A 23,124-nucleotide genomic window follows, 5' to 3' on the forward strand; every position below is an offset into this window, starting at 1 on the left:
CGGTAATACTGATGCTTCAGGACATAAACGTAGCTGATAACAGATTCAAAGTAACTATCGGTGAACCTGGGAAGCATCTTACTACCGATAGAGATGAAATAATAAGTGAACTTGAATCAATGGGAAAATCCAACAAAAGTGAGATTGTGCTAACAACAGAATCCGATAATACAACTCCGTTTATTGAGAGCATTGGATTGGTACTTGTTTTTGCGTGCGTGGGTTTCGTGTTAGGAAGAGCTCAAAAATGAATCCGGAGGAATAACTTTTGATCAATAATCTCATCTTAAAATTTAGAAAGAAAATGCCGTTAGATGCCCTTCTTTTCTTTATGGCTCATATCTGGGTAACGGTTATTCTTTTGACAATGTTTGTGATGATAGTTACAAAAAGCCAGTCTGATCTAAGGATATATGCATTAGTAATGACACTTGGATTATTTATCCTATTTTTAGTACCGATAGCCACCATTGGTCAGAATATTGTAAAGAACAGAAGAGATATTCGAAAGGTTTTGTACTATATACCTTTGCTAATTTGTGGTATGTTTCATACTATAATAGTTATAATTGGACATACTCGTATTGTGACAGCTACATTTCCCCATGATTCGTTGATCTATAACTTGCTGCTTCCAATTCAGAGACTCGTGGAAATTGCAATAGATCCTATAACTCGTGAAATATTCGATATGAGCTTTCCGTATAACACATTACCACTGATCATAATCTTTGTTGTCATTCTTCCCGTCAGCCTGTTTATTTACTTACTACCTTCGGTAGACTATGATATAAGAAAAATTACAGGAGAAATGAAGTTAATTGTATTGTTGCCATTGCTTTGTGCTATTATCCCAGTGATTCTACAGGCAGTTCAAATGGGGCTGGGATTAATCGATGAGAATATGATTAAATTTTTCTGGATTAAAATATTCTTTAACATATCATATATGGGATATTTCCTATTGATGCCTATCCTGGGTATTTTGTATATCAAGCATTACAATAAGATAATTGGAGAATCTACGGAAAAGTAATAATTCCGAATCCATTTATCACACTCGGCACCTAGAAAAAATAAGTATGTACTGTATGATTTTGTTCTATTGATATTAATGTCATTATTGAAGTATAGCTTGTGGAAATGAACTTAAGGGAATGATACAGGTAGCATAATCGTCAGGGCTGTTCTGACACAACACATACTCAAATCTGGACCTTTAGTGAAACTTCCAGAGTTTGAAGAACCTCCAAAGAATTTCAATCCACCTGCAGGATGACAAAACCTGAGTTCGAGATGGAAAATTGATAAATGGGGAAATGAAGCTCAATACAACCCCTCAACCAAATGTATCTATCAAAAATCGAAGAAATATTCGAATAAAATATTTTTCAAATTGTTAACACTATTAACACAAACTTTAAATTCAATGTGACTAGTTGTTACGATAGTATTTATTCGTGTGAATTTGTTGGTTTAAATTCTTCAAAAATAGAATTGGTCGATAGTACACAACCAACTATTACTAAAGGTGCAGGGCATTCTTTTTCCCTTACATCTTTATTCCACACAATATGAAATATTCAACATATCTAACCTAGGAAAAACTGAATTGGAGTTTATAGTGTGAAAAAAAGAATGTATATAGGATCAATTGCAATTTTTTTAATTATCATTGCATCTTTTGGGCTGGGCTGTATTTCAAGTTCGGATAAATTAAATGAAGAGACTGTTTCAGAACGCACAATAACAGATGGTCTTGGTAGAACTGTAACCGTTCCTACAGACCCGGAACGGATAGTATGTCAGGGAGCTGGAGCACTTCGCTATATTTGCTACCTTGAAGCACAGGATGCAATTGTCGGTGTCGAAGACGTAGAACTGAGAATAAATGAGAACCGAAGACCTTATGCTATTGCAAATCCCCAATTCCAAAACTTACCACTGATCGGTGAACACCGAGGAAATACCGATCCGGAAAAGATAGTTGGTGTAGACCCGGATGTCATATTCTGGACCTATGTTCAGTCTGCTAAAGATGCAGATGAACTTCAGGCAAAGACAGAAATTCCTGTTGTAGCTTTAAATTACGGAAATCTTGGAGTCTATCGTGATGACATGTACCAAAGCCTTCGTATAATGGGAAATGTTATGGACAAAAACAAACGGGCAGAAGAGGTCATTGGATTCTTTGAAATGAACATTGGAAACCTTGAGAATAGGACAAAAGATACTGCTAATGATGATCCAAAAAACGTCTATGTTGGTGGTATAGCATACAGTGGCCCTCATGGATTCCAATCTACTGAACCAACCTATCCTCCTTTCGAATTTATAAGTGCAAACAATGTAGCGTCTTCACTTGGAACAACACACGCTGATGTTTCAAAGGAAGCGATAATCGAATGGGATGCAGATATTCTATTTGTTGATCTTTCAACATTAATGACCACACCCTCGGCAATTGATGAACTGAAAAGTGACCCTGCATACACATCGCTCAGTGCTGTTAAAAACGGGAACGTTTACGGAATTCTTCCATATAACTGGTATAGTTCCAATCAGGGTTCTGTCCTTGCAGCATCATATTATGCAGGAACAGTGATCCATCCGGAGAGATTTAGTGATATTGACCCGGCCACAAAAGCAGATGAGATATACATGTTTCTTCTGGGAGATGCCGTTTATGAGAATCTGACCCATGGATTTACCAGCGGTTTTGGGAAAATATCACTCGATGGTCAATTCTAAACGATCAAAATATTCAATAAAATATTGTCAGGAACATTCCATAATGATCTCAACGATTTGCGAAATGGATGGATAATATGAGCTTTACAGACAAAGAAACAAATGGAATCGAAAGTAACCCCATTGCTTTAGCATACTCAGGATATATAAGGAAGAAAATGGCCTTCATGGTCATTTCATCCATCCTTCTATTCCTGTTGCTAATATATTCAATTGCCGTTGGTGCAACAAACATAGCATTTACAGACGTAATATTATCCCTTTTCGGATATGGTCAAGGCAGTGCTTCCACGATTATATGGAATATTCGACTTCCACGAGCACTTGTAGCCATTGTTGCAGGAGTCGGGCTCTCAGTTTCCGGTGTTGCATTGCAATCAATATTGAGAAACCCTCTTGGTTCACCTTACACTCTTGGAATATCCCATGCATGTGCTTTCGGTGCGGCCTTTTCTGTAATAGTGCTTGGTAGTGGCACAATGAGAAGTACAGGTGCAGATGCGATCATGTTGAACAATCCATATATGACAACAGCGGTCTCTTTCTGCTTCTCGCTTATAGCAACATTCACTCTAATTGCTATTGCAAAATATAGAAATTCATCTCCGGAAGTGATGATATTAACAGGAGTTGCATTAGCATCTCTTTTTACTGCAGGTACGATGTTCCTTCAATATTTCGCTGATGATGTACAACTTGCAGCTGTTGTATTCTGGACATTTGGTGATGTCGGGAGAGCAGATTGGAATGACCTGACAATATTGTTCATTTTGACAGTGCCGGCAGTATTTTATTTCTTTATGAATCGGTGGAACTATAATGCGATCGATGCAGGAGATGAGACTGCAAAAGGACTTGGGGTCAACGTAGAAAAAGTAAGATTGTGGGGTATGCTTGTGGCATCTCTTGTAACCGCTTTTATTGTTTCTTTCCTGGGAGTGATCGGTTTTGTAGGATTAGTGTGCCCCCACATGGCACGCCGGTTCGTAGGGGATGAACAACGGTTTCTATTACCGGCATCCTGCCTTACCGGAGCTCTGCTGTTACTTGGAGCAGATACGGCAGCAAGGCTTATGCTTGCACCTCATGAGCTTCCGGTTGCCATTCTTACTGCATTCATGGGTGCACCACTTTTCCTATATTTGCTTATCAGGGGGTATCAACACTAATGTTAAGCGTTACAGAACTTGATTTTAGCTATAATAACAGAGAAATTCTGAACCAGATACATTTCGAACTTAAGCCAGGAAAGATATTAGCCATTCTTGGTCCTAACGGAGTTGGAAAATCGACTCTTCTCAGATGTATCAATGCAATTCATCCACCTAAAACAGGTACAATTATAGTTGACGGAGAAGAAGTATTAGCCCTTGAAAAACATGAGATCGCAAAGAGAGTGGGATATGTACCACAGCGCTCAGAAGCAGGACAACTTACAGCTTATGATGCAATATTATTAGGCCGAAAGCCACATATTGGCTGGAATGTTGGAGAAAAAGATAGACGTGTTGTAGAATCAGTTATCAAAAAACTTGGACTGGAAGAATTGGCCCTTAGGCACATCAATGAGATGAGTGGAGGAGAACTTCAGAGAGTAGCTATTGCAAGAGCTCTGGTACAGGAACCAAAACTGTTGTTACTTGATGAACCGACCAGCAGCCTTGATCTTAAAAAGCAATTGGAAATATTACGCACGGTCAGACAAGTGGTAGAAAATAATAAGGTCTCGGCAGTGATAACCATGCATGATCTAAACCTCGCACTACGGTTTGCTGACAATTATATATTCTTAAAGGACGGAAAGGTCTTTGCACATGGAGGTAACGAGATCGTTGTGCCTGAAACCATCAAGCAGGTCTATGGTGTTGCCACAAGTGTTGAAAAATTTAATGGTTTTCATGTGGTTATCCCACATGAGTAATAGCACCTGTTCTAAAATATGAAAAGGATGATGCTGATGAGATTATCATTTAAGCATCATCTCAGAATAACTTGCTTTTTTACCACTATTTGCAGGATAAGTGAACTCCAGTCCTTTTGCACCAAGAATGCATGACATAGGCTTTGCGTTTTCATAATCCATCTCTCCATTATCGTTGAAGAACCTATCATCTACTTCAAGATTTACGACCTTTCCGATGATAAGAGAGAATCTATCCATTGCAATCTCTTCAATAAAAGAGCATTCTGCCCATGCCAGGCATCCTTCAACTCCGGGAGGAGCTATCATAGAAGATCGTCTGGGAGAAAGACCGACTTCTTTGAACTCATCTACATCTGCCGGGAAATTCTTTGAACTTATCATTACTTTTTCAGACATTTCTACTGGAGGAATATTGATGACAAATTCTCCTGTATCTCTTATGTTATCAAGAGTATCACGTTTGATCCATGATGCCATCACAACCTCTTCAAGAGGCCTAAGTATTGGAGTTATGTTAGACCAGGGAGCCACATTCAACACCCCATTATTAGAGACAGTAGATATCAATGCTACAGGCAATGGAAATATTTGTTCTCTTTTTCGTGGTGCAATTTTCATATGATCACTTTAAATGTTTGCTTAAATATAGTAATACTTTATAATAATTAAGTTTTACTAAACGTGTCCTTTTGGATAGATTAATCATATCGTATTAAAACATGGAATTTATTTACATATTGCCACGATTTTGAAAAAATGAGAACAGTCGTGGATTAAAATTTATCCACACCACATAATAATTAGATGTTTACCTAAAAATTCAACTGCGAATCTGACTTTCAGCTTCCTTTTAACCCTTTTCACGATCAAATGAATGAAACGATCGAACCTAATCATATTACAGTCAATCGCCTGCATTCCTCTTTTCGACTCATAAAGAAAGTATGATAACTATTAGGTGTAAAGGTTGCATCAAAAACCATAAATGTAGCTGTGGTATCCCTTGTTGAAAAATACTTGACTTTTGTACTATTTTCGAGCAATTGAAAGCTTTGTATGTACTGATATTTGAATATATAGTCAAACAGGATACTTTGTGGTCAAATGCCCAATTTTGTAGTCGATCTGACTTTTTGGACAAGGCCAATATTATAGTTGATTTTATATATCAATGAAGCAGACTAGAACAAAACTACTGAGTTGATAACACGATCGAGATAATTGTTCTTGCATTATGGCTAATGCTTCCGGCATACCTGCCAAATCCTTTCGCAGCACTTTTCGGAGGAGGAAGGCCCATCGACAATGGAAAAACGATGTCAGACGGAAGACGGATACTTGGAGATGGAAAAACATACCGTGGTTTTTTTGTAGGACTCATATTCGGAGCACTTGCAGGACTTATGCAAATGCAACTTCTTGAAAAGTACCCAGTACTCTTCGGTGTGGAGCTCCCAACATTCGGCACAGGCGGTTCAAATACTACCATACTAATATTCGCACTTGCGGTCGGCTCTCTTTTCGGTGACATGTTCATGAGTTTCTTCAAACGCCGCATGGGACTTAAACGCGGAGCACCACTGCCGGTTATCGACCAACTCGATTTCGTACTTGGAGCATTGATATTCGCATATCTTGCATCACCTGTGTGGTTCGCTGAGCAGTTCACATTCAAGGTCATTGCTGTAATCCTGATTATAACACCCCTGCTTCACCTTGCAACAAATGTTGTCGGTTATTTTATAGGAGTGAAAAAAGAACCGTGGTAAACTAAGGAGAAATTACAATGATATCATCAAATGACAAGAATGAACTTATAAAGAGTCTTGAGGGTTGTGGTGCAGTTAAATTCGGAGACTTCACCCTTACATCAGGAAAGAAAAGCAAATACTACATCGATATTAAAAAAGCAAGTTCCAACCCTTCCACATTGAAGCTCATTGCAAAACAGGCAGCTTCAATGATAAAAAAAATAGACATAGACCTTATCGGTGGAGTTGCCCTTGGTGGTGTTCCTATAGCCACAGCGGTATCCCTTGAGACCGGGCTCCCACTTTTGCTTATTCGCAAAGCTACTAAAGACTATGGCACAGGAGGAAGATTTGTAGGTGATGCGACCAAAGATGATAGGATAATCCTGCTCGAAGATGTAACCACAAGCGGAGGTTCCGTTATTGAGGCTATTGGAGCAATTCGTGAAGCCGGATGTATCATTGAAAAAGTGATAACTGTCGTAGACCGCGAAGATGGTGCTACCGAAAATCTTGCAGAGCTAGATGTGCAACTGATACCTCTTGTACGTGCAAGCGAGCTTTTAGAAAAATGTAATTTATGAAAAGGCCAAATATAACTGCGCCTAACCTTTTTTTTATTTATTAATTATCTCTATCCCCCTCTTTTTAAATAGCTGAAAGCTCATAGAATATGTAGGAGTGGGAATTCAGACTTTTTATAATACCGGTATCAAAAATGAAACTGGCTCTATAAATACAATATACAAAATATACTTGCTTGTAGTTAGTAATTGATGAATAGTGCTGAAGGACCTACATTAAAAGGTGATAATATGTTTTGCTACCAGTGTGAAGAAACAATGAACGGCGAAGGCTGTACAAAAAACGGCGTATGTGGGAAGAAAGGGGAGGTTGCAGACCTTCAGGACGATCTGATCTATGTGCTTAAGAGCGTTGCATTCTACAACCAGAAAGCAAGAAAGGCAGACATTTCTGAAGAGAGCACTGATGACTTTATGCTCGATGCACTGTTCTCAACTATAACGAATACCGATTTCAGAGCAACAGGAATTCAGGATCGCATTGACAGAGGATTTGAGATCCAGGGTGAGATTAAGCAGAAACTTCTGGATAACAATGCACTCGATGAGAACGAACTGCCTGAGATCGCAACTGTGAGCCCGGAAAACCTCAAGGACAGGAATACCGGCATACTTGCAACAGAGAACGAAGATATCCGGTCATTAAGAGAGCTGATAATCTTCGGTATCAAAGGAATTGCAGCATACGGACATCATGCAATGGTGCTTGGGCATACCAATAAAAAAGTTAATTCATTTATAGAAGAGGGACTGGTGGCAACCACAGATGATACCCTTACCGACAAGAAACTCATCTCGCTTGTACTGAAATGTGGGGAAAAAGGTTTTGATGTGATGGCACTGCTTGACGCGGCAAATACCTCTACATTCGGAAATCCGGAACCCACCCAGGTCAATATCGGAACGAGAGGTAATCCCGGAATTCTCGTAAGCGGTCACGACCTCAATGACTTGAAACAACTGCTGGACCAGACTAAAGGTACCGGTGTCGATGTCTATACTCACGGTGAGATGTTGCCTGCAAATTCATATCCTGAGTTTAAGAAATACGAGCATCTCGTAGGCAACTACGGTGGCTCATGGTGGCATCAGAAAAAGGAGTTCGAAAGCTTCAACGGCCCTATACTGATGACAAGTAACTGTATCATACCTCCAAAGGATACATATCTTGACAGAATATACACTACCGGTTCTGTTGGTTTTGATGGGGTTGTACATCTTACCGGAAATGACGGACAAAAGGATTTCTCAGCTATAATTGAACAAGCTAAGAAATGCGAACCACCTGTCCAACTTGAAGAGGGAACTATCATGGGCGGTTTTGCCTACAATTCCGTCCTCTCTGTTGCAGACAAGATCGTTGATGCCGTCAAAGCAGGCAAGATAAAGAAGTTCATTGTAATGGCAGGGTGTGATGGACGCCGGAAGGACAGACAGTATTATACAGATTTTGCAGAAGCACTCCCAAAGGATACTGTCATACTGACTGCCGGATGTGCAAAATATCGCTACAATAAACTTAACCTTGGAGACATTGATGGAATTCCAAGGGTGCTGGATGCAGGCCAATGTAATGATTCATTTTCACTGGTCATCATTGCACAAGGACTTATGGCCAGACTTGGATTTACGGATGTTAATGAAGCACCGATCTCTTACAATATCGCATGGTACGAACAAAAGGCAATCATTGTGTTGCTTGCCCTGTTAAGAATGGGAATACAGGATATTACCCTCGGACCAAAGCTTCCGGCCTTTGTGTCACCTAATGTCCTCAACGTGCTGGTAGAGAAGTTCAATATCACACCGAACACCACAGTCGAAGAGGATATGGAGAGGCTGCTGAAATAACTGCCTTGGAATTACCTTGATATCATGAACCTTAGACAATTACCTTAAAACAATGGAGATACACAGATGAAGATCGTAGAATTAAGCAAAGCACCTGAAAAAGAGAATTCTCATAACGTAATTGCTAAAGAGCTCTATGACACTGAACAGACACAGGTCGTTCACCTAGAGCTTAAGCCAGGAGAAGCTCTCAAGCTGCACAAGACACCTATGAACGTATTATTCTATGTTCTTGAAGGTGAAGGCATCGTTGTGATCGGCGATGAGGAAGAAAGCGTTTCAAGGGACATGCTTATTGAAAGCCCGAAAGGGATCCCTCATCTGCTCAGGAATGAGAGTGAAGGCCTTTTCAGATTCCTTGTTGTAAAGCTGAAAGAGTGAACGAATGTTTGCAGGACATCCTTGACATCCTGCATTTCTTTTTTTTAATTATTTTACAATATGAACTGTTTTAAACTGTAATCTCCTCAATTTCGATAGCATCTTCCCGTATTGATACAGAAGCTGTATTCCAGTGATGATATTTTATACTCAGATTGACCGATGAACCGTTATCGAGTGTGGCATGCACAACATAACTTACCCCTGCCCAATCAAATAATGATACTGAAAGCATTCGAAAAGACTTTTCCTGAGACCAGGAACTATCAGGTTGCAATTCCTTTGTTGAACTAAAGATAGAGTTATTTTCAGAACCAATTATCTCCACGGTAACAACGTGTGCAACATTATCGGAATTACGCACTGAGAACAACGGGGTGGGTGGACCTGCTATGAAAAATGTGAACCAATAGGGAAATAGCAATATGATCAGTGCAAGAACTACAATTCAGATCTTTAGTTTTTTGTCCATACCATCCACTCTTTTCAATTTAAGAACATAAGAACGAAATTACAGATGCGTTCATCATATAATAGTTGATACTCAATGATATATTATTTATATATCCGCATATTTTATTTCTACTGTACAGTCATTTATGAGATATTCATACTTATACTATAACCCCTAATATTGGAAAAGTATTTATTCAATAGTATGAGATTTAGCTCTCTAACATTAGACAACGTTATTTCTAAAAATAAACTGGTATATTATCAATATATTTCTTTTCAATTGAACGAGGCTAATAATATGAATGTTCTAATCATTGGTGGAGGCGGAAGAGAGAACGCTATTGCAGATGCCATTGCAAGAAGCGAACGCAACCCTGCCCTTTTCGCAGTTATGGCAAAGAAGAACCCTGGCATTGCAGCTTTGTGCGAAGATTTTCTTCTGGCAAAAGAAACAGATGTTGAAAAGGTTGTGGGATACGCCAGAGAAAAGGGCATCGAAATGGTCTTTATCGGACCGGAAGCGCCTTTAGCAGTCGGTCTTGCTGATGCACTTGAGGATGCAGGCATCGGAGCTGTAGGACCCAGAAAGAATGTTGCACGTATCGAGTTCGACAAGGCATGGGCTCGCAATTTTATGAAGGACAACGACATTGAGGGATCCCCTGCTTTCAAGGTGTTCTCCGACAAGGAAGGTCTTCAGGAATATATTGAGGAATTGGGTAGCGTGGCCATCAAACCAGCCGGACTCACAGGCGGTAAGGGTGTAAAGGTAATGGGAGACCAGCTTCCTGACACCGGTGCAGCTTATGATTATGCTGTGTCACTTCTTGATGGGGACAATGTTGTCGTTGAGGAGAACCTTGTGGGCGAGGAGTTCACAGTACAGGCATTCGTGGATGGAAAGAACCTTGCGTTCACACCATGCGTGCAGGACCATAAACGTGCTTTTGAGAACGACTTCGGACCAAACACCGGTGGCATGGGCTCATATTCCGATTCAGATGGACTTTTGCCATTTGTAACCATTGATGATCTTTACCATGCAAGGGAGATAATGAAAGCAACCATCACAGCCCTCGGAGCGACCGAAACACCATTTAAGGGTATGCTCTACGGTCAGTTCATCCTTACAAAGAACGGGCCTAAGGTAATCGAGTTCAATGCCAGGTTCGGAGACCCTGAAGCAATGAACGTGCTTCCCCTTCTTAAGACGGATATGATCGATGTGATGTCAGCTGTTGTCAACGGCACCCTTGACGAGCTTGATGTGGAGTTCCTAAAACGTGCAACTGTCTGTAAGTACGCTGTGCCAGCAGGATACCCTGATGAGCCGTCAAAGGACAAAGAGGTCGTTGTTGGCAATATCGGTGATGCACTCCTGTTCTATTCAAGTGTTTATGAGAAGGATGGCAAAGTTTACACCACCAGCTCCAGAGCAGTGGCGGTTGTGGGTGTGGCAAACAGCATCACAGATGCTGAAGTAATCGCACAGAACGCACTTGAGAACATTACCGGAGACCTTCATTTCAGAAGGGATATCGGTACACCTGAACTTGTCCAGAGAAGGGTCACTCACATGGAGCAGATCCGTAGATAATTATCTGATATGAGCTGGTAACATGAAACATCTAATATCAATGACAGATCTTACACAGGAAGAGATCATTGAGATCCTCGATATGGCTGAGGACCTCAAAGAGAAAAGACTTCGCGGTAAGATGACCGATCTGCTGAAGAACAAAAGCCTGGCGATGATCTTTGAGAAATCATCGACAAGAACAAGGGTATCTTTTGAGGTTGCCATGAGCGATCTTGGGGGACATTCGATCTATCTGAATTCAAGGGACATACAGATCGGTCGCGGTGAGACCGTTTCCGATACTGCACAGGTCCTCTCCCGCTATGTCGCTGGAATCACCGCAAGGGTTAACAGCCACAGGACGGTCGAAGATCTTGCTAAGCACTCAAATGTTCCTGTGATCAATGCACTATCGGACCTTGAACATCCCTGCCAGATCCTTGCAGATTTCCTGACGATACGCGAATACAAGAACCGTCTTAATGGATTGAAGTTCGCATGGATCGGTGACGGTAACAATGTATGTAATTCACTTATACTGGGTTGTGCTCTGGTCGGCATGCAAATAGCTGTTGCATGTCCGGAAGGCTATATGCCAAACCCTGAGATCGTAGCGAAGGGAAGAGAGCTTGGCGGTGATATACTGATAACCACCGATCCTGAAGAAGCAGCAGCAGATGCTGATGTCCTTTATGCCGATGTATGGGTGTCAATGGGTGATGAAGAAGAAAGAGAGAAAAGGCTTAGCGACCTCGAAAACTACCAGATCAATTCCAATCTGGTGGAACTTGCAAAGCCCGATGTGATCTTCATGCATTGCCTGCCTGCCCACAGAGGCGAGGAGGTCTCTGCAGAGGTAATGGACGGGCCCCATTCAGTCGTCTTCGATCAGGCAGAGAACCGCCTGCATGCCCAGAAAGCACTTCTTATGAAGCTGATGGCATAACCCCCATCGGTTTTTTCTATTCATTTTCAGCATTTCTTATATTATTTTTATCGCCGTTATAATGGCGTTGTACAATTTCAAAGCCATTGTACTTTTTAGACCTGCTTCACAATTTCCACATCGGTCGCCAATTCGAAAGAGATTATGCTATATATCAACATCAACAATCTATAAATTAGATCAAGAGTTCCTGTTTCTTCTTCTCTTGATCGACTCCTTTACAACCATTTTCAAAGACTCCAAAACCTATTTTTGTCAGGGCCTTCGGGCCCACTAAAGACTCTAGAAGACTTGGTCCTCTACAAACGTCACCACAATCCTTAATAATGAAAAACGCTACTATTGGCTAATATCGCGGAGCGAGAGTTGCCCAGCCTGGCCAAAGGCGCTAGGTTCAGAGCCTAGTCTCGTAGGAGTTCGAGGGTTCGAATCCCTTCTCTCGCACCAAGACTATTTTTGATGGATATTTAAAGATTGGATGAGGATACTCTTTTTAATTTTCGAGTTTGTTATGAATTCGAATCTTTTCCCTATCACAATAGTGTAGGGATATAGGTAAGTAGAAAAAACACTACGCTTTTTGTTCTTACCATTTAATAACTCTTAAAAATTATAGATATTTTTTAGCCTAAGTAGAGTTAAATTAAATTAATAAAGATTGAGACTAGATATCACATTCCCAAATATTCCATATTTTTGTTCACATAGGGATCAATAATTCAGCAAAAATAATTCAAAATTGTATGGTTACGAGTAGGGAGTGCCAATACTAATGCTCAATAAATATAGTTCAAGTTGTGGAATATATATTTTGCGATGAAGAGATGTACAAAGCAGAAAGAGATAAAATTATTGATCACAATGAAGCACATTTAAGCCTCATCGCACTATGTCTGGAGTTTGAATTAATTAAAAATTATTCAGAGGACACACTTTTATGCATAGTCCACATCGAAGTCCACCAAGAACATTAAACATATAATCAGCACATTTTTCCCTATGAATGACCCCTTCTGATGTAAGGGCATCAACTGGACAGATCTCGATGCACTTCATGCATTTACTGCATGCATCATTGATAAATGGCATTTCAGTTTTTTCTTCTGTATCTAATGGTGCATCCGTTAGTATAGCAGTCATACGTACTTTAGGTCCAAAGTCTTTTGTGATTAAAAGATGATTCATGCCAAAGTTTCCCACTCCTGCACGATAAGCAGTATATTTGAAAGATAAATCTGCTTTAAGTGTCTCACGATTGGCATACCAGTAACCGTACTCACTTCCTTCACTCGGAGCAATCGTTGCCATATAGCCTTCTTTTTCAATAAGTTTAGCTAGCTGGAATGCAATGATCCTCAATGTGGCTGTAGCTGCCATAAGTGTGTTTGTATATTCACCTCTGCCTTTGGGCAACGTTTCAAAAGCTCCTCGTGGTACAGAAACCCCTAGGACTATTACTGATTGTAAATCATCCATCACATCTTGGGGCTTGTTTCCAGTATAATCTGAATCTTCAAAACAAGATTTATTAGTTATACCAATAAAATCAATACCTAACTCAAAGGCCATGTTTTTCAAAGCTCCTGTAATATTGTTCTCTATCATTTATATCTCCTTTTGAAAAGTGCCTGTTCGAATTTGTAAAAATTGGTTGCAAAAATTGAACTCGTTTAATACATATAATTATTTCTATTTATCTCGATTAAGTAATAATTGATATCCACACATCTTTCCAACTTCCCAAGAATCTATCTCTTGATTACCTCTACATCAGCAAATATCTGAGCCTTCTTCACATCTAATTTCTGATTATCAATGTTGTTAGCTTCCTTACCAATGTAAACAACAGAATCAGCATAAATATGCCTACATTTCATCTAGCCCATATCCCCTTCATCAAGAGAAAATTATACACATGAGAAATATAAGATATTGAAACAACGCCTACTAACAAATTATAACTTATAGAATAATTTATAATCTTTAAATTCGATACTAAGATTATGAACAGTCAAATATTTGTGAATTTGCCTGTGAAAGACCTCGATAGATCAATTGAATTCTTTACTAAACTTGGTTTCGAATTTGATCCGCAGTTATCTGATGAGAAGGGGACCTGCATGATCGTGAACAAAGAGAGTTTTGTAATGTTATTAACTGAAAGTTTTTTCAAAATGTTCACTACAAAACAAATATGTGATGCTAAAAAAAGCACAGATGTGGCGATATCCCTGCCTGCTCAAAGCAGGGTAAAAGTAGATGAACTGGTAAACAAAGCCAAAGAGGCAGGTGGTTTAGAAGAAGGAGAGCCACAGGATTATGGCTGGATGTACGGACGCAGTTTTGAAGATCTTAATGGACATATTTGAGCAATCTTCCACATGGATGAAAGTGCTATTAGTAAAGATTGATCGGAACTCAGATCGAGTTCATTTGAACTGATATCACTTTGCAGAAATTGAAGGCACACCTACTTTTTAATTTTCCCTTCATTCAACATAGGGTACATCCAGAATATTTTTCAAAACCGATTAGAATCATCCATTATTCACACATCAACAGAATCTCATAAATTATACAAATATCTCAAGAAACTCTTTTGAAAATATAAGAATTTGCTGTTTTTGTATAACCTACTCCTTTACCAAGTTCCTCAAGATATTCTTTTGTAACTTTGATCTGCTTTTTTGGAATAAAATAAGATTCGAGGTTCCCATCTGTGATATTATATTTTCCATTCATTACATAAACAGCTGCAATGAATTCATAATCATCATCTATAGATGCCATGCCAGCATCCCCGTGACTATTGTTTGTAAGTAGGATACCACCAATCATCAGATATCTTTTACATGCCTGTGAAACGAAACCCGCATACTGGGAAATAAGTAGATCAAAACTCATTTCATCAAGATCAAGTGGTTTAGAATAATCAGACAGTATAAAATTAAACACAGCATCCAGATAATACGTCTTTCTTTTTGATATCAAATCAGCAACTGAAATATTTTGTTCAAAGAACTTCTTTGCTCTCCTATCAGTATCCACATAAACAACTTCAGAAAAGAAAAAGGATGGAGTGATATGGGCAAAACATCCGGGATAGAGAACACTATTGATATTAAATTTAAGTTTCAGGGATTGAAATAGATCTGCCCTCTCTAAATCATTATCAACATAAAATTGATCATATAGTTCTTGCACGTCAACTTTTTTCAAGATATCACATCCTTTTTGGTCGCTTATTGTATCACAGAAACTTTGTTATCCCCACCTTTCAACCTTTCCCCCACATCAGCGTTATAGTCAAAAAGAGAAATATTAGCAAAATATATTCATTGAAATACATTTTTTCAAGATAAAAGTAACAATGATCTGCTCAAACAAACAAACGTTTTATATGAAACTCATTGCATTTGTCAATATAGACCATAATTGCAGCTACTTAAGTCATTATACATTTAATAAAATCATTTTGGGAATATGAATGACAGTCGATGAAAATATAAAAAGGATCTTTAACGAACTTGGAAGAACAAAACTTGTCTGCGTCACCAAGACCATCGACACTGAGAGGATTAACGAATCCATCAGAGCTGGAGCCACCATTATAGGGGAGAATAGAGTTCAGGAATTCGAGGATAAATGTGCTGATATCTTACCCTGTGAAAGGCACCTTATAGGAAATTTACAGACGAACAAAGTTAAAAAAGCCGTTCATCTTTTTGATGTGATCCAGTCAGTTGACTCCCTGAAGTTGATACAGGATATTGATAAAAAAGCCAAAGCCATTAACAAAGTACAGAAGGTCTTCCTTCAGGTCAACATAGGCAACGAGCCACAAAAGTTCGGTTTTGGCTCAGATGAGATCGGACAGGTAATAACGCAGATCCAATCACTTAAGAATGTTCATGTGAAAGGACTCATGTGTATACCCCCTTTTGTATCTCCTGAACAAACACGTTCATATTTCAAGAAGATGAAAGCACTTTTTGATGAGCTGAAGCAGGTGGATCAGGATAACATCGATATCCAGGAACTATCAATGGGAATGTCCAATGACTACAGGGTTGCCATCGAGGAAGGGGCTACAATGGTACGCGTTGGCTCTGCAATATTCGGGAATAGGAAGTACTGAACATACCATCAATAGTACCACAAATTATATTTGAATTATCAACACATCTTAAACAGTTCTATTGTTGATAGTAATTTGTTTTATTGGAAAATATGTGTTAAACTTGAACACAGAGCATAAATAAGACAACAACGAATATTGATACAGCTAGTAGAAAGGCCTTTTTCGATATTGCCATTTCATCATCGCTTGAAAAATATCTACACCCTCATACCACATTGTTGTGTTCAGGGATCCTAAGACCAATACAAAGATGGTGTGAAAAATTGAGATATAATGTCGTTCTGGGTGTATTGGGTTCTATTCTCTGGCTACTTGCCGGATTCATGTTCATACCATTATTTGTCGCTATTTATTATGGGGAACCAGTACAGACCTTTGGCATTCCACTAGCGATCACAGTCCTTGTTGCTTCCATATTTTCATTTTTCTTTAAAAGAAGAGACGAAGAATGGGATCTAAAGGAAGGGTTTTTTATTGTTGCAATGGGATGGCTTATTGCAGCAGTATTCTATTCATTTCCATACATGCTCGAGGGTGTACCCCCGATAAATGCCTTATTTGAGTCCATGTCAGGAGTAACAGCTACCGGAGCAACTGCCCTTACTGAAATTGAAAGTCATACAAAAAGCCTGCTCTTCTGGAGAAGCATGACGCAATGGCTTGGTGGCATGGGAATTATCATGTTATTCATTGCGATCCTGCCAAAGCTCGGCATTGCAGGACGGCAAATGTTCCGTGCAGAAGTTCCCGGACTTCAGGAAGAACAACTACGACCCAGGATAAGAGAAACAGCAAAGATCCTGTGGCTCGTTTACATCATACTCTCAGTTGTAGAACTTACCATCCTTCTGATTGCAGGACTATCCTTTTTCGATGCCATCACCCATACATTTACATCCATATCATGTTCCGGGTTCTCACCTTATTCTGATAGCATAGCAGCATTTAGTGATCCTCTGGTCGAGGGTATCATTATGGTGTTCATGTTTCTTGGAGGAGCGAACTTTGCCCTTCATTACAAAACAATATATTCTGACAAAAAAAGCCTGATAAAAGATCAGGAATTCAAGTTCTACTTATCAATAATCGTGATAGGTACCCTTGTTCTTGCCTATGTGCTATTCAGGACCGAAGTTTATTCACTTCCTGATGCTTTCCGGTACAGTAGTTTTCATGTGATATCTATTCTCACAACCACGGGCTATGCAACAGTGGATTTCAATATATGGCCGGATTCTTCCAGATTCATTCTCTTTATACTGATGTTCATAGGAGGTTGTGCAGGTTCTACTTCTGGCGGTTTGAAAGTAGTACGTTTCCTTCTTCTACTAAAATACACACAGAAGGTGCTTTTCAAGGTAATTCATCCAAAAGCTATCGTACCGATCCGTTTTAACAATAAAACTGTTCCAGAAGACATAATACATTCGATAGTTTCTTTTATGATAATATATTTCCTGATATTCTTTGCCAGCTCGACCCTGCTTGCCCTAATGGGAATGGATTTTGTTACTTCCCTGAGTGCCTCCATTGCAACCCTTGGTAATGTTGGTCCTGGTCTCGGCCTTGTAGGCCCGATGGCTAATTTTGATGCTATTCCGGACCCAGGCAAATTGATCCTTATCGCTAATATGTGGATCGGAAGACTTGAAGTATTCACAGTAATAGTGCTGTTAACACCAGCTTTTTGGAAACGTTGAGATATGAATAAGTTAAATTAATTCGGATTCACATCTCATTAATTTTTTAAATTATCCCCATACAATGATCCGATCTTATGATTTGTCCTTTTATTCAAGGTACAAACTTTACCCTCAACTCCTTAACATATAAATAATTGAAACGATGAATGTTATTGGGGAGTTTAGATCATCTTATTGACATAGACCATATCTTACAGATCCCCACAAATGAAAATAAATGGAGATGTAAGTCAATGCTATCGAAAACTGGATGCGATAAATCTTTATGAGCAGATGGCAGCGCTGACAGATAACAAAGAAGTGAAAGAAGTACTTCTGGACATCGCAAAGAAAGAGAAAACGCATGTAGGAGAATTCCAGACACTCTTGTTAAGAGAAGATGAACAGCAGGTACAGGAAATGGAAAAAGGTAAACTTGAAATTGATGAGATGACAAAATAAAGGGGAAAAAGCAAATGATGTCTGAAATGCCGATCATACCTGAAAATGTTAATAAGGAAGATCTCGACAAGGAACTTATCAGAATTGGTATGATAGCCGAGCTGGATGCTGTCAATTTCTATAAACAAATGACCCCCCTTACAAAGGATGAAGACCTGAAAGCAGTGCTTCTGGAAGTGGCCAGGGAGGAAATGGTACATATCGCCATGTTCGAAACAGTATTAATGGAAGTTGATAGCGTGTATCTCAAGGTTCTCGCAGATTACTCACTCACAAGAAATTAATTAATCAGGAGATAGATCATGAAAGTTGTTGCATTTAATGGAAGTCCAAGAAAAGAAGGAAATACATCACTTTTACTCAAACATGTCCTTACTGAACTTGAGAACGAAGGTATTGAAACTGAAATAATACAGATAGGTAACAATACAATAAGTGGATGTACTGCCTGCATGAAATGTTTTGAGAACAAAGACGAACAATGCGTCATAAAAAGTGATATAGTAAATGATTGTATCAAAAAAATGATAGAAGCAGATGGTATGATCATTGCATCAGGTAGTGTCCCTTAATTGCTGTAACTTTATCCTGTACCCCTCTATGCTTAGTCTTCCATCGTTAAATATCTATTTCCCGTAATCCAATTTTCATTTTGATCGATCAATACTGCAATCACTAATCTCATCAATGATTCATCATTTGGAAACGCTCCAACAACTTTCGATCTTCTTTTGACCTCTTTATTCAATCTTTCAATCATATTTGTTGTCTTTATCCGTTTCCAATGTTCCTTTGGAAATGCTTGATAATTGGTCAATCCATGCTGAAATCTCTCAATTGTTTCTGCTGCTTTCTCAAATCCAGGTCTATCCCATTCAACCATCAATCCCAAGAGTTTTGTTTGATCATCCTGTACTTCTTTAAATGATTCCATCGCTTCCTTGTGATGTTTTCTTGGTAATTTCTTTAAAATGAGTCTTTCCAAATGTACTATACACATTTGCCAACTTGCTCCTAAGAATTGCCTTTCAACAGCTCTTTGGATACCCTTATGCCCATCTGAAATGACTAGTTCTACCCCTCTTAATCCTCTTTCTTTCAGATCGGTAAACATTTCCTCCCAAAACATAGCCTCTTCACTGTCAGCAATCTTAACACCTAATATCTCACGATATCCATCATTCTTTACACCTGCAACAATAAACACTGCTTTGTTTACATATCGTACTCGATCTCTAACTTTTAGATAAGTAGCATCAACATAAAGATACTTAATTTCATGCTCAATAGGCTTGTTCATAAATCCATGAACAGTTTTGTCAAGATCTTGAGCAATCCTTGAAACACGTGATCTTGAGATACTTTCCACTCCTAATTGTGAAATTATTTTTTCAACTTTTCTTGTTGAAACACCTTGAACATATGATTCAACAATGGCATTTTCGATTGCTTTTTCAGTTCGAGAGTATCTTTCAAATACTTGGGTCGTGAACGGAAAGTCTCTTAGTTGTGGTTTTTTGAGTGTAAGTTCTCCATGTCTTGTTGTCAGTGACCTATCACGATACCCATTCCTATGAGCTGTTCTTGTTATGCTTCGTTCGTGCTTTCCTGCACCAGATTGTTCTATTGCTTCCTGTTCCATAACTTCGTTTAAGAAGTATGTTATGAGGGGTTTCAAGGAAACGTTGCTGTCGTTAAGATAATCTGATATTAAATCGTATAATTCCATTGTCCTGTTCCTTTTTGTTGTTGTAAACCTAACAAAGGTACAGGACTAATTATAATTTACAGCAATTTAGTGACGCTATCTTGCATCACCTACGTATTTTGCAGATATTAGTGCAGAAACTAAAGCCCTTATAGAAAGAGCAGGATTTGTAGCAAAAGCTAACGATGAGCTATTCAAACGCAAGGTCGGTGCTGCTGTTGTCGCTGCCAGGCGTGGGGGTGCAATTCATGCCTTTGATTCGATCAATCATTTATTCACAATCTCCCAGATGATAATTCCAGGTTCAAGCTACTGGAACATTGGAATCGGGTTTTTACCGGTAGATGTTGAATCCGATATGGAAGGGATACAGACAATGCAAACACTCGGACAGAATATGGCATGGCTTTTGAAAAAGCTGAATGATTAAGGTGAACAAGATCGTTCAGGAGATATGATGATATTAAAATTCAAAAACAAAGAACCTTCGATATCAGAAACATCATTTGTTGCAGACTCCGCAGATATCATCGGTGATGTAAAAATTGGAGAAGGTTCAAGTGTCTGGTTCAATGCGACCATCAGAGGAGACAAGGATGAGATTATTGTCGGTAAAAAAAGCAGCATTCAGGACAATTGTGTTGTCCACACCGACCCTCCCTTTAAAGTAACGATCGGAGACAATGCAAGCATCGGTCATGGAGCTATTCTCCATGGTTGCACGATAGGTAACAATGTCTTAGTGGGAATGAACTCAACTATTCTTGATGGTGCAGAAGTCGGGGAGAACTCCATCATTGGTGCCAACGCCCTTGTCCCATCTGGAAAGGTAATCCCACCGAACAGTGTTGTAACCGGAGTTCCTGGGAAGATTAGAAGAGAAGCGACCGTTGAAGACATACAGATGATAGCTGAAAATGCAGCTGAGTATGTCAGACTGGCAACCGAATACAAGCAGCACAGTGCATTTCATTCATAATATACTTTTTTTGGTGAATTGATGTCACATGGCATTTCTATTTATACGGTTTCTTTTCTTGCAGCATCGAATTCCAAAAATGACTTGAGCTGGAAAAGATCGGAATTTGTTTTACATGTTTATTTAGAATATGAACGTTAGGCTCTGTAGAAATCCTGTTTTAACTTCAACTAACGCCTTATTAATTATATAAGAATAAGTCCCATGTACACGTTTACTCACTAAACACAAGGAGATAATTGTGTTTGATCCAGATTTTCAATATGGAACACACTTCATAAATTTGTTACTCGTACGTATTCTGTTGTTTTGGGTATTATATTTAGGAGAACACTTGACTTATTTTACAAAAATAGAGACTCAATTAACATTAATGCAATTGATTTCACTGGATTTACAAGTGGATATTGTAGCAACTATTATTTCTGGCGAATTAAAAAGTGGAGGCGAAGTTATGTGAAGACCAGCATTTCGGTTGATGTTAGTAAATTTGTGATCACTGGTTACAAGATCTCTGGAAAACCAGTTCATGATACAAAACATGCAAAGACATTGCTATCGCAATGTCATCACAATAGGAGATCAAGATATTATGTGATGGATAAAGCCTACGATTCTGAAAAAATACACGAATTGACGAGGGAAAAACTTGGATCAATAGCAATTGTTCCATTGAGACAACGTGAGCGAAAGCGAATCAAAGGAAGATATCGAAAAAGTGTTACAGGAATTCGATAGTGAGATATAATCTATGCGAAATTTGAGTGAAACGATGTTCTCGTTTGAAAAGAAAGTATGGAGAAAACTTACGTCGAGAAAGTACAGAAATCAAGTAAAAGAAGTGAAGTTCAAAGTAATATTGCACACTCTTGACAGATTTGTCAAGACTGTGTTTATAGTTTGGATGAGGCATTCTACAAAGCCGACATTTATACAGTGGCATTTTTCGATGTTACTTATATCTAGAATAAATTGTTTCGGTGATAAATTATGACTACCGAATCTGATATTAAGACATTTCTTGAGAATGCAATATGGGACAAAACATTGGACGATGTGGACGATAAAATCCTATTCTATGAAATACTGACACTTGAAGAAGCAGGAGTCCTGTCTGATGCCAAACGTATAGGCGTCATTGCAGGAATGATATATAATGATAATTGCTTTGTTGTTATTGCAACTGATCGATCAACCTTTGTTGTAGCAATCCCTAGGGAGATGTGATAGTATGGATGATATTTTTGGTGAAGTTGTCTATACTTATACATCAGAACAAGCCGTTGAAGGTGGCTTCCTTTTCTTAATCTCCCTGATCCCCAATTTCTATGCGAGGATTAGCTCAAACCTAATCCCTTATTAAAATATTTGTGGGTTTCTTCTTGATTGTTTTCATCATAACTCATATATGACAAAAGCAGATAGACATCCTTTATATCAACTATCAAATTACCATAGCTTTCTTCTGCTCCAGTAAATGTCTTACTTTGTTCTTTTAATAATTCGAGATTTCCAAGAAATGATGCATACAATTGCACAGCCTCTTGCTCATCCATTTGTCCAGCATCAACAATGTGTGCAAACAATGACTTCTTCTGTTCTGCCATAGCCTGCACAATTTTTATACCCTTATCACAAGGAGCTATTGCTAGTTTATCAGAATTCTCTTTATTCTGGATCCAGAAAGGGAACATGTCCATCGTGACACTGTTCTTCTCACTGACATTTTTACACTTCTCACATCCTTCAGGGCATTCAAAATAATCCAAAAGTTTCATTACATCTTCTTGAAATTCGGCATTATTAGACATTTTTTACACCTTTCGCAAATTCATATGTCACTAAACGAGTTTGGTAAATATACAATTATGCTACCTGAAGATTATTAATCGCAAATAATAGTTACTATCTTTTCTTTACAATTTTTAT

At 38.8% G+C, this 23,124-nt stretch carries 26 protein-coding genes, 1 tRNA gene and 2 pseudogenes; 22 read left to right on the plus strand and 7 right to left on the minus strand.

Translation table 11 applies throughout. The features are described 5' to 3' along the window. The first annotated feature begins 11 nt into the window (after positions 1 to 11). The 5 genes from MBUR_RS12950 (at position 12) to MBUR_RS05400 (ending at position 4,672) form a co-directional block, all read left to right on the plus strand. Complete coding sequence (locus tag MBUR_RS12950) at positions 12 to 251, plus strand: hypothetical protein (protein ID WP_157196655.1); 240 nt, start codon at positions 12 to 14, stop codon at positions 249 to 251. 17 nt (positions 252 to 268) lie between these two features. Further along, positions 269 to 1,036, plus strand: coding sequence for a hypothetical protein (locus tag MBUR_RS05385; protein ID WP_011499128.1), 768 nt, complete (start codon positions 269 to 271; stop codon positions 1,034 to 1,036). Positions 1,037 to 1,626: 590 nt separating this feature from the next. After that, entirely contained in the window at positions 1,627 to 2,751 is a 1,125-nt protein-coding gene (locus MBUR_RS05390) for an iron ABC transporter substrate-binding protein (protein WP_232222100.1), read from the plus strand. A gap of 77 nt (positions 2,752 to 2,828) precedes the next feature. After that, positions 2,829 to 3,920: a FecCD family ABC transporter permease gene (locus MBUR_RS05395; RefSeq protein WP_157196656.1), complete on the plus strand. Its 1,092-nt coding sequence runs from the start codon at positions 2,829 to 2,831 to the stop codon at positions 3,918 to 3,920. After that, positions 3,920 to 4,672: an ABC transporter ATP-binding protein gene (locus MBUR_RS05400; RefSeq protein WP_011499131.1), complete on the plus strand. Its 753-nt coding sequence runs from the start codon at positions 3,920 to 3,922 to the stop codon at positions 4,670 to 4,672. Before MBUR_RS05395 ends, MBUR_RS05400 begins: the two co-directional genes overlap by 1 nt. Before the next feature lie 45 nt (positions 4,673 to 4,717). On the opposite strand, the gene MBUR_RS05405 is transcribed toward MBUR_RS05400, so the two are convergent. Beyond that, positions 4,718 to 5,293: a flavin reductase family protein gene (locus MBUR_RS05405; RefSeq protein ID WP_011499132.1), complete on the minus strand. Its 576-nt coding sequence runs from the start codon at positions 5,291 to 5,293 to the stop codon at positions 4,718 to 4,720. Positions 5,294 to 5,895: 602 nt separating this feature from the next. Between MBUR_RS05405 and MBUR_RS05410 the strand changes: the two genes are divergently transcribed. The 4 genes from MBUR_RS05410 to MBUR_RS05425 all read left to right on the plus strand — a co-directional run bounded on the left by MBUR_RS05410 (position 5,896) and on the right by MBUR_RS05425 (position 9,242). Continuing rightward, positions 5,896 to 6,444 (plus strand): CDP-2,3-bis-(O-geranylgeranyl)-sn-glycerol synthase, encoded by a 549-nt coding sequence (locus tag MBUR_RS05410; RefSeq protein ID WP_269479040.1) that lies wholly within the window; start codon positions 5,896 to 5,898, stop codon positions 6,442 to 6,444. Between the two features lie 17 nt (positions 6,445 to 6,461). Next, on the plus strand, positions 6,462 to 7,010 hold the full coding sequence (pyrE, locus tag MBUR_RS05415) for an orotate phosphoribosyltransferase (RefSeq protein WP_011499134.1): 549 nt from the start codon (positions 6,462 to 6,464) through the stop codon (positions 7,008 to 7,010). 231 nt (positions 7,011 to 7,241) lie between these two features. Further along, positions 7,242 to 8,861: a hydroxylamine reductase gene (gene hcp / locus MBUR_RS05420; RefSeq protein ID WP_011499135.1), complete on the plus strand. Its 1,620-nt coding sequence runs from the start codon at positions 7,242 to 7,244 to the stop codon at positions 8,859 to 8,861. Between the two features lie 66 nt (positions 8,862 to 8,927). Further along, positions 8,928 to 9,242, plus strand: coding sequence for a cupin domain-containing protein (locus MBUR_RS05425; RefSeq protein WP_011499136.1), 315 nt, complete (start codon positions 8,928 to 8,930; stop codon positions 9,240 to 9,242). Positions 9,243 to 9,312: 70 nt separating this feature from the next. Here MBUR_RS05425 and MBUR_RS05430 read toward each other — a convergent pair whose 3' ends face one another. Further along, positions 9,313 to 9,606 (minus strand): hypothetical protein, encoded by a 294-nt coding sequence (locus tag MBUR_RS05430; RefSeq protein ID WP_157196658.1) that lies wholly within the window; start codon positions 9,604 to 9,606, stop codon positions 9,313 to 9,315. 390 nt (positions 9,607 to 9,996) lie between these two features. Between MBUR_RS05430 and purD the strand changes: the two genes are divergently transcribed. From purD to MBUR_RS05445, 3 genes are all read left to right on the plus strand, one after another. After that, entirely contained in the window at positions 9,997 to 11,295 is a 1,299-nt protein-coding gene (gene purD / locus MBUR_RS05435) for a phosphoribosylamine--glycine ligase (protein ID WP_011499138.1), read from the plus strand. Between the two features lie 22 nt (positions 11,296 to 11,317). After that, entirely contained in the window at positions 11,318 to 12,223 is a 906-nt protein-coding gene (gene argF / locus MBUR_RS05440) for an ornithine carbamoyltransferase (RefSeq protein ID WP_011499139.1), read from the plus strand. A gap of 359 nt (positions 12,224 to 12,582) precedes the next feature. Further along, positions 12,583 to 12,670, plus strand: a tRNA-Leu gene (locus tag MBUR_RS05445). A 462-nt stretch (positions 12,671 to 13,132) separates the two neighbouring features. Here MBUR_RS05445 and MBUR_RS05450 read toward each other — a convergent pair. Then, positions 13,133 to 13,828 (minus strand): 4Fe-4S binding protein, encoded by a 696-nt coding sequence (locus MBUR_RS05450; RefSeq protein ID WP_011499140.1) that lies wholly within the window; start codon positions 13,826 to 13,828, stop codon positions 13,133 to 13,135. Positions 13,829 to 13,971: 143 nt separating this feature from the next. Next, positions 13,972 to 14,100 (minus strand): hypothetical protein, encoded by a 129-nt coding sequence (locus tag MBUR_RS14555; protein ID WP_269479036.1) that lies wholly within the window; start codon positions 14,098 to 14,100, stop codon positions 13,972 to 13,974. A gap of 126 nt (positions 14,101 to 14,226) precedes the next feature. On the opposite strand from MBUR_RS14555, the gene MBUR_RS05455 reads away from it, so the two are divergent. Further along, a complete protein-coding gene (locus tag MBUR_RS05455) occupies positions 14,227 to 14,592 on the plus strand; it encodes a VOC family protein (RefSeq protein WP_011499141.1) in 366 nt (121 codons plus the stop codon). A gap of 217 nt (positions 14,593 to 14,809) precedes the next feature. On the opposite strand, the gene MBUR_RS05460 is transcribed toward MBUR_RS05455, so the two are convergent. Then, positions 14,810 to 15,442 carry a hypothetical protein gene (locus tag MBUR_RS05460; protein WP_011499142.1) on the minus strand — a complete coding sequence of 211 codons (633 nt, stop codon included), beginning with the start codon at positions 15,440 to 15,442 and terminating at the stop codon, positions 14,810 to 14,812. Positions 15,443 to 15,710: 268 nt separating this feature from the next. Between MBUR_RS05460 and MBUR_RS05465 the strand changes: the two genes are divergently transcribed. From MBUR_RS05465 to MBUR_RS05485, 5 genes are all read left to right on the plus strand, one after another. Next, entirely contained in the window at positions 15,711 to 16,361 is a 651-nt protein-coding gene (locus MBUR_RS05465; protein WP_011499143.1) for a YggS family pyridoxal phosphate-dependent enzyme, read from the plus strand. Positions 16,362 to 16,627: 266 nt separating this feature from the next. Continuing rightward, on the plus strand, positions 16,628 to 18,064 hold the full coding sequence (locus MBUR_RS05470) for a TrkH family potassium uptake protein (RefSeq protein ID WP_011499144.1): 1,437 nt from the start codon (positions 16,628 to 16,630) through the stop codon (positions 18,062 to 18,064). 210 nt (positions 18,065 to 18,274) lie between these two features. Continuing rightward, the gene (locus MBUR_RS05475) at positions 18,275 to 18,508 is read left to right on the plus strand and encodes a hypothetical protein (RefSeq protein ID WP_011499145.1); all 234 of its coding nucleotides are present in this window, start codon (positions 18,275 to 18,277) and stop codon (positions 18,506 to 18,508) included. A 14-nt stretch (positions 18,509 to 18,522) separates the two neighbouring features. Next, positions 18,523 to 18,792, plus strand: a complete 270-nt coding sequence (locus MBUR_RS05480) for a ferritin family protein (RefSeq protein ID WP_011499146.1) — start codon at positions 18,523 to 18,525, stop codon at positions 18,790 to 18,792. Positions 18,793 to 18,810: 18 nt separating this feature from the next. Further along, positions 18,811 to 19,080: a flavodoxin family protein gene (locus MBUR_RS05485; RefSeq protein ID WP_083754946.1), complete on the plus strand. Its 270-nt coding sequence runs from the start codon at positions 18,811 to 18,813 to the stop codon at positions 19,078 to 19,080. A gap of 32 nt (positions 19,081 to 19,112) precedes the next feature. On the opposite strand, the gene MBUR_RS05490 is transcribed toward MBUR_RS05485, so the two are convergent. Then, on the minus strand, positions 19,113 to 20,237 hold the full coding sequence (locus tag MBUR_RS05490) for an IS256-like element ISMbu6 family transposase (protein ID WP_011498484.1): 1,125 nt from the start codon (positions 20,235 to 20,237) through the stop codon (positions 19,113 to 19,115). Between the two features lie 79 nt (positions 20,238 to 20,316). Between MBUR_RS05490 and MBUR_RS05495 the strand changes: the two are divergent. From MBUR_RS05495 to MBUR_RS05510, 4 genes and pseudogenes are all read left to right on the plus strand, one after another. Next, positions 20,317 to 20,646, plus strand: a pseudogene (locus tag MBUR_RS05495) (flavodoxin family protein); the annotation flags it as partial. 27 nt (positions 20,647 to 20,673) lie between these two features. Further along, the gene (locus MBUR_RS05500) at positions 20,674 to 21,195 is read left to right on the plus strand and encodes a gamma carbonic anhydrase family protein (RefSeq protein ID WP_011499147.1); all 522 of its coding nucleotides are present in this window, start codon (positions 20,674 to 20,676) and stop codon (positions 21,193 to 21,195) included. A gap of 264 nt (positions 21,196 to 21,459) precedes the next feature. Further along, positions 21,460 to 22,117, plus strand: a pseudogene (locus tag MBUR_RS13440) (IS5 family transposase); the annotation flags it as partial. Between the two features lie 68 nt (positions 22,118 to 22,185). Next, positions 22,186 to 22,422 carry a hypothetical protein gene (locus tag MBUR_RS05510; protein WP_011499149.1) on the plus strand — a complete coding sequence of 79 codons (237 nt, stop codon included), beginning with the start codon at positions 22,186 to 22,188 and terminating at the stop codon, positions 22,420 to 22,422. A gap of 110 nt (positions 22,423 to 22,532) precedes the next feature. Here the strand turns inward: MBUR_RS05510 and MBUR_RS05515 are convergent, their stop codons facing one another. Next, positions 22,533 to 23,006, minus strand: a complete 474-nt coding sequence (locus MBUR_RS05515; RefSeq protein WP_011499150.1) for a hypothetical protein — start codon at positions 23,004 to 23,006, stop codon at positions 22,533 to 22,535. Positions 23,007 to 23,124 lie beyond the last annotated feature (118 nt).

The organism is Methanococcoides burtonii DSM 6242 (assembly GCF_000013725.1).
Lineage (GTDB): Archaea > Halobacteriota > Methanosarcinia > Methanosarcinales > Methanosarcinaceae > Methanococcoides > Methanococcoides burtonii.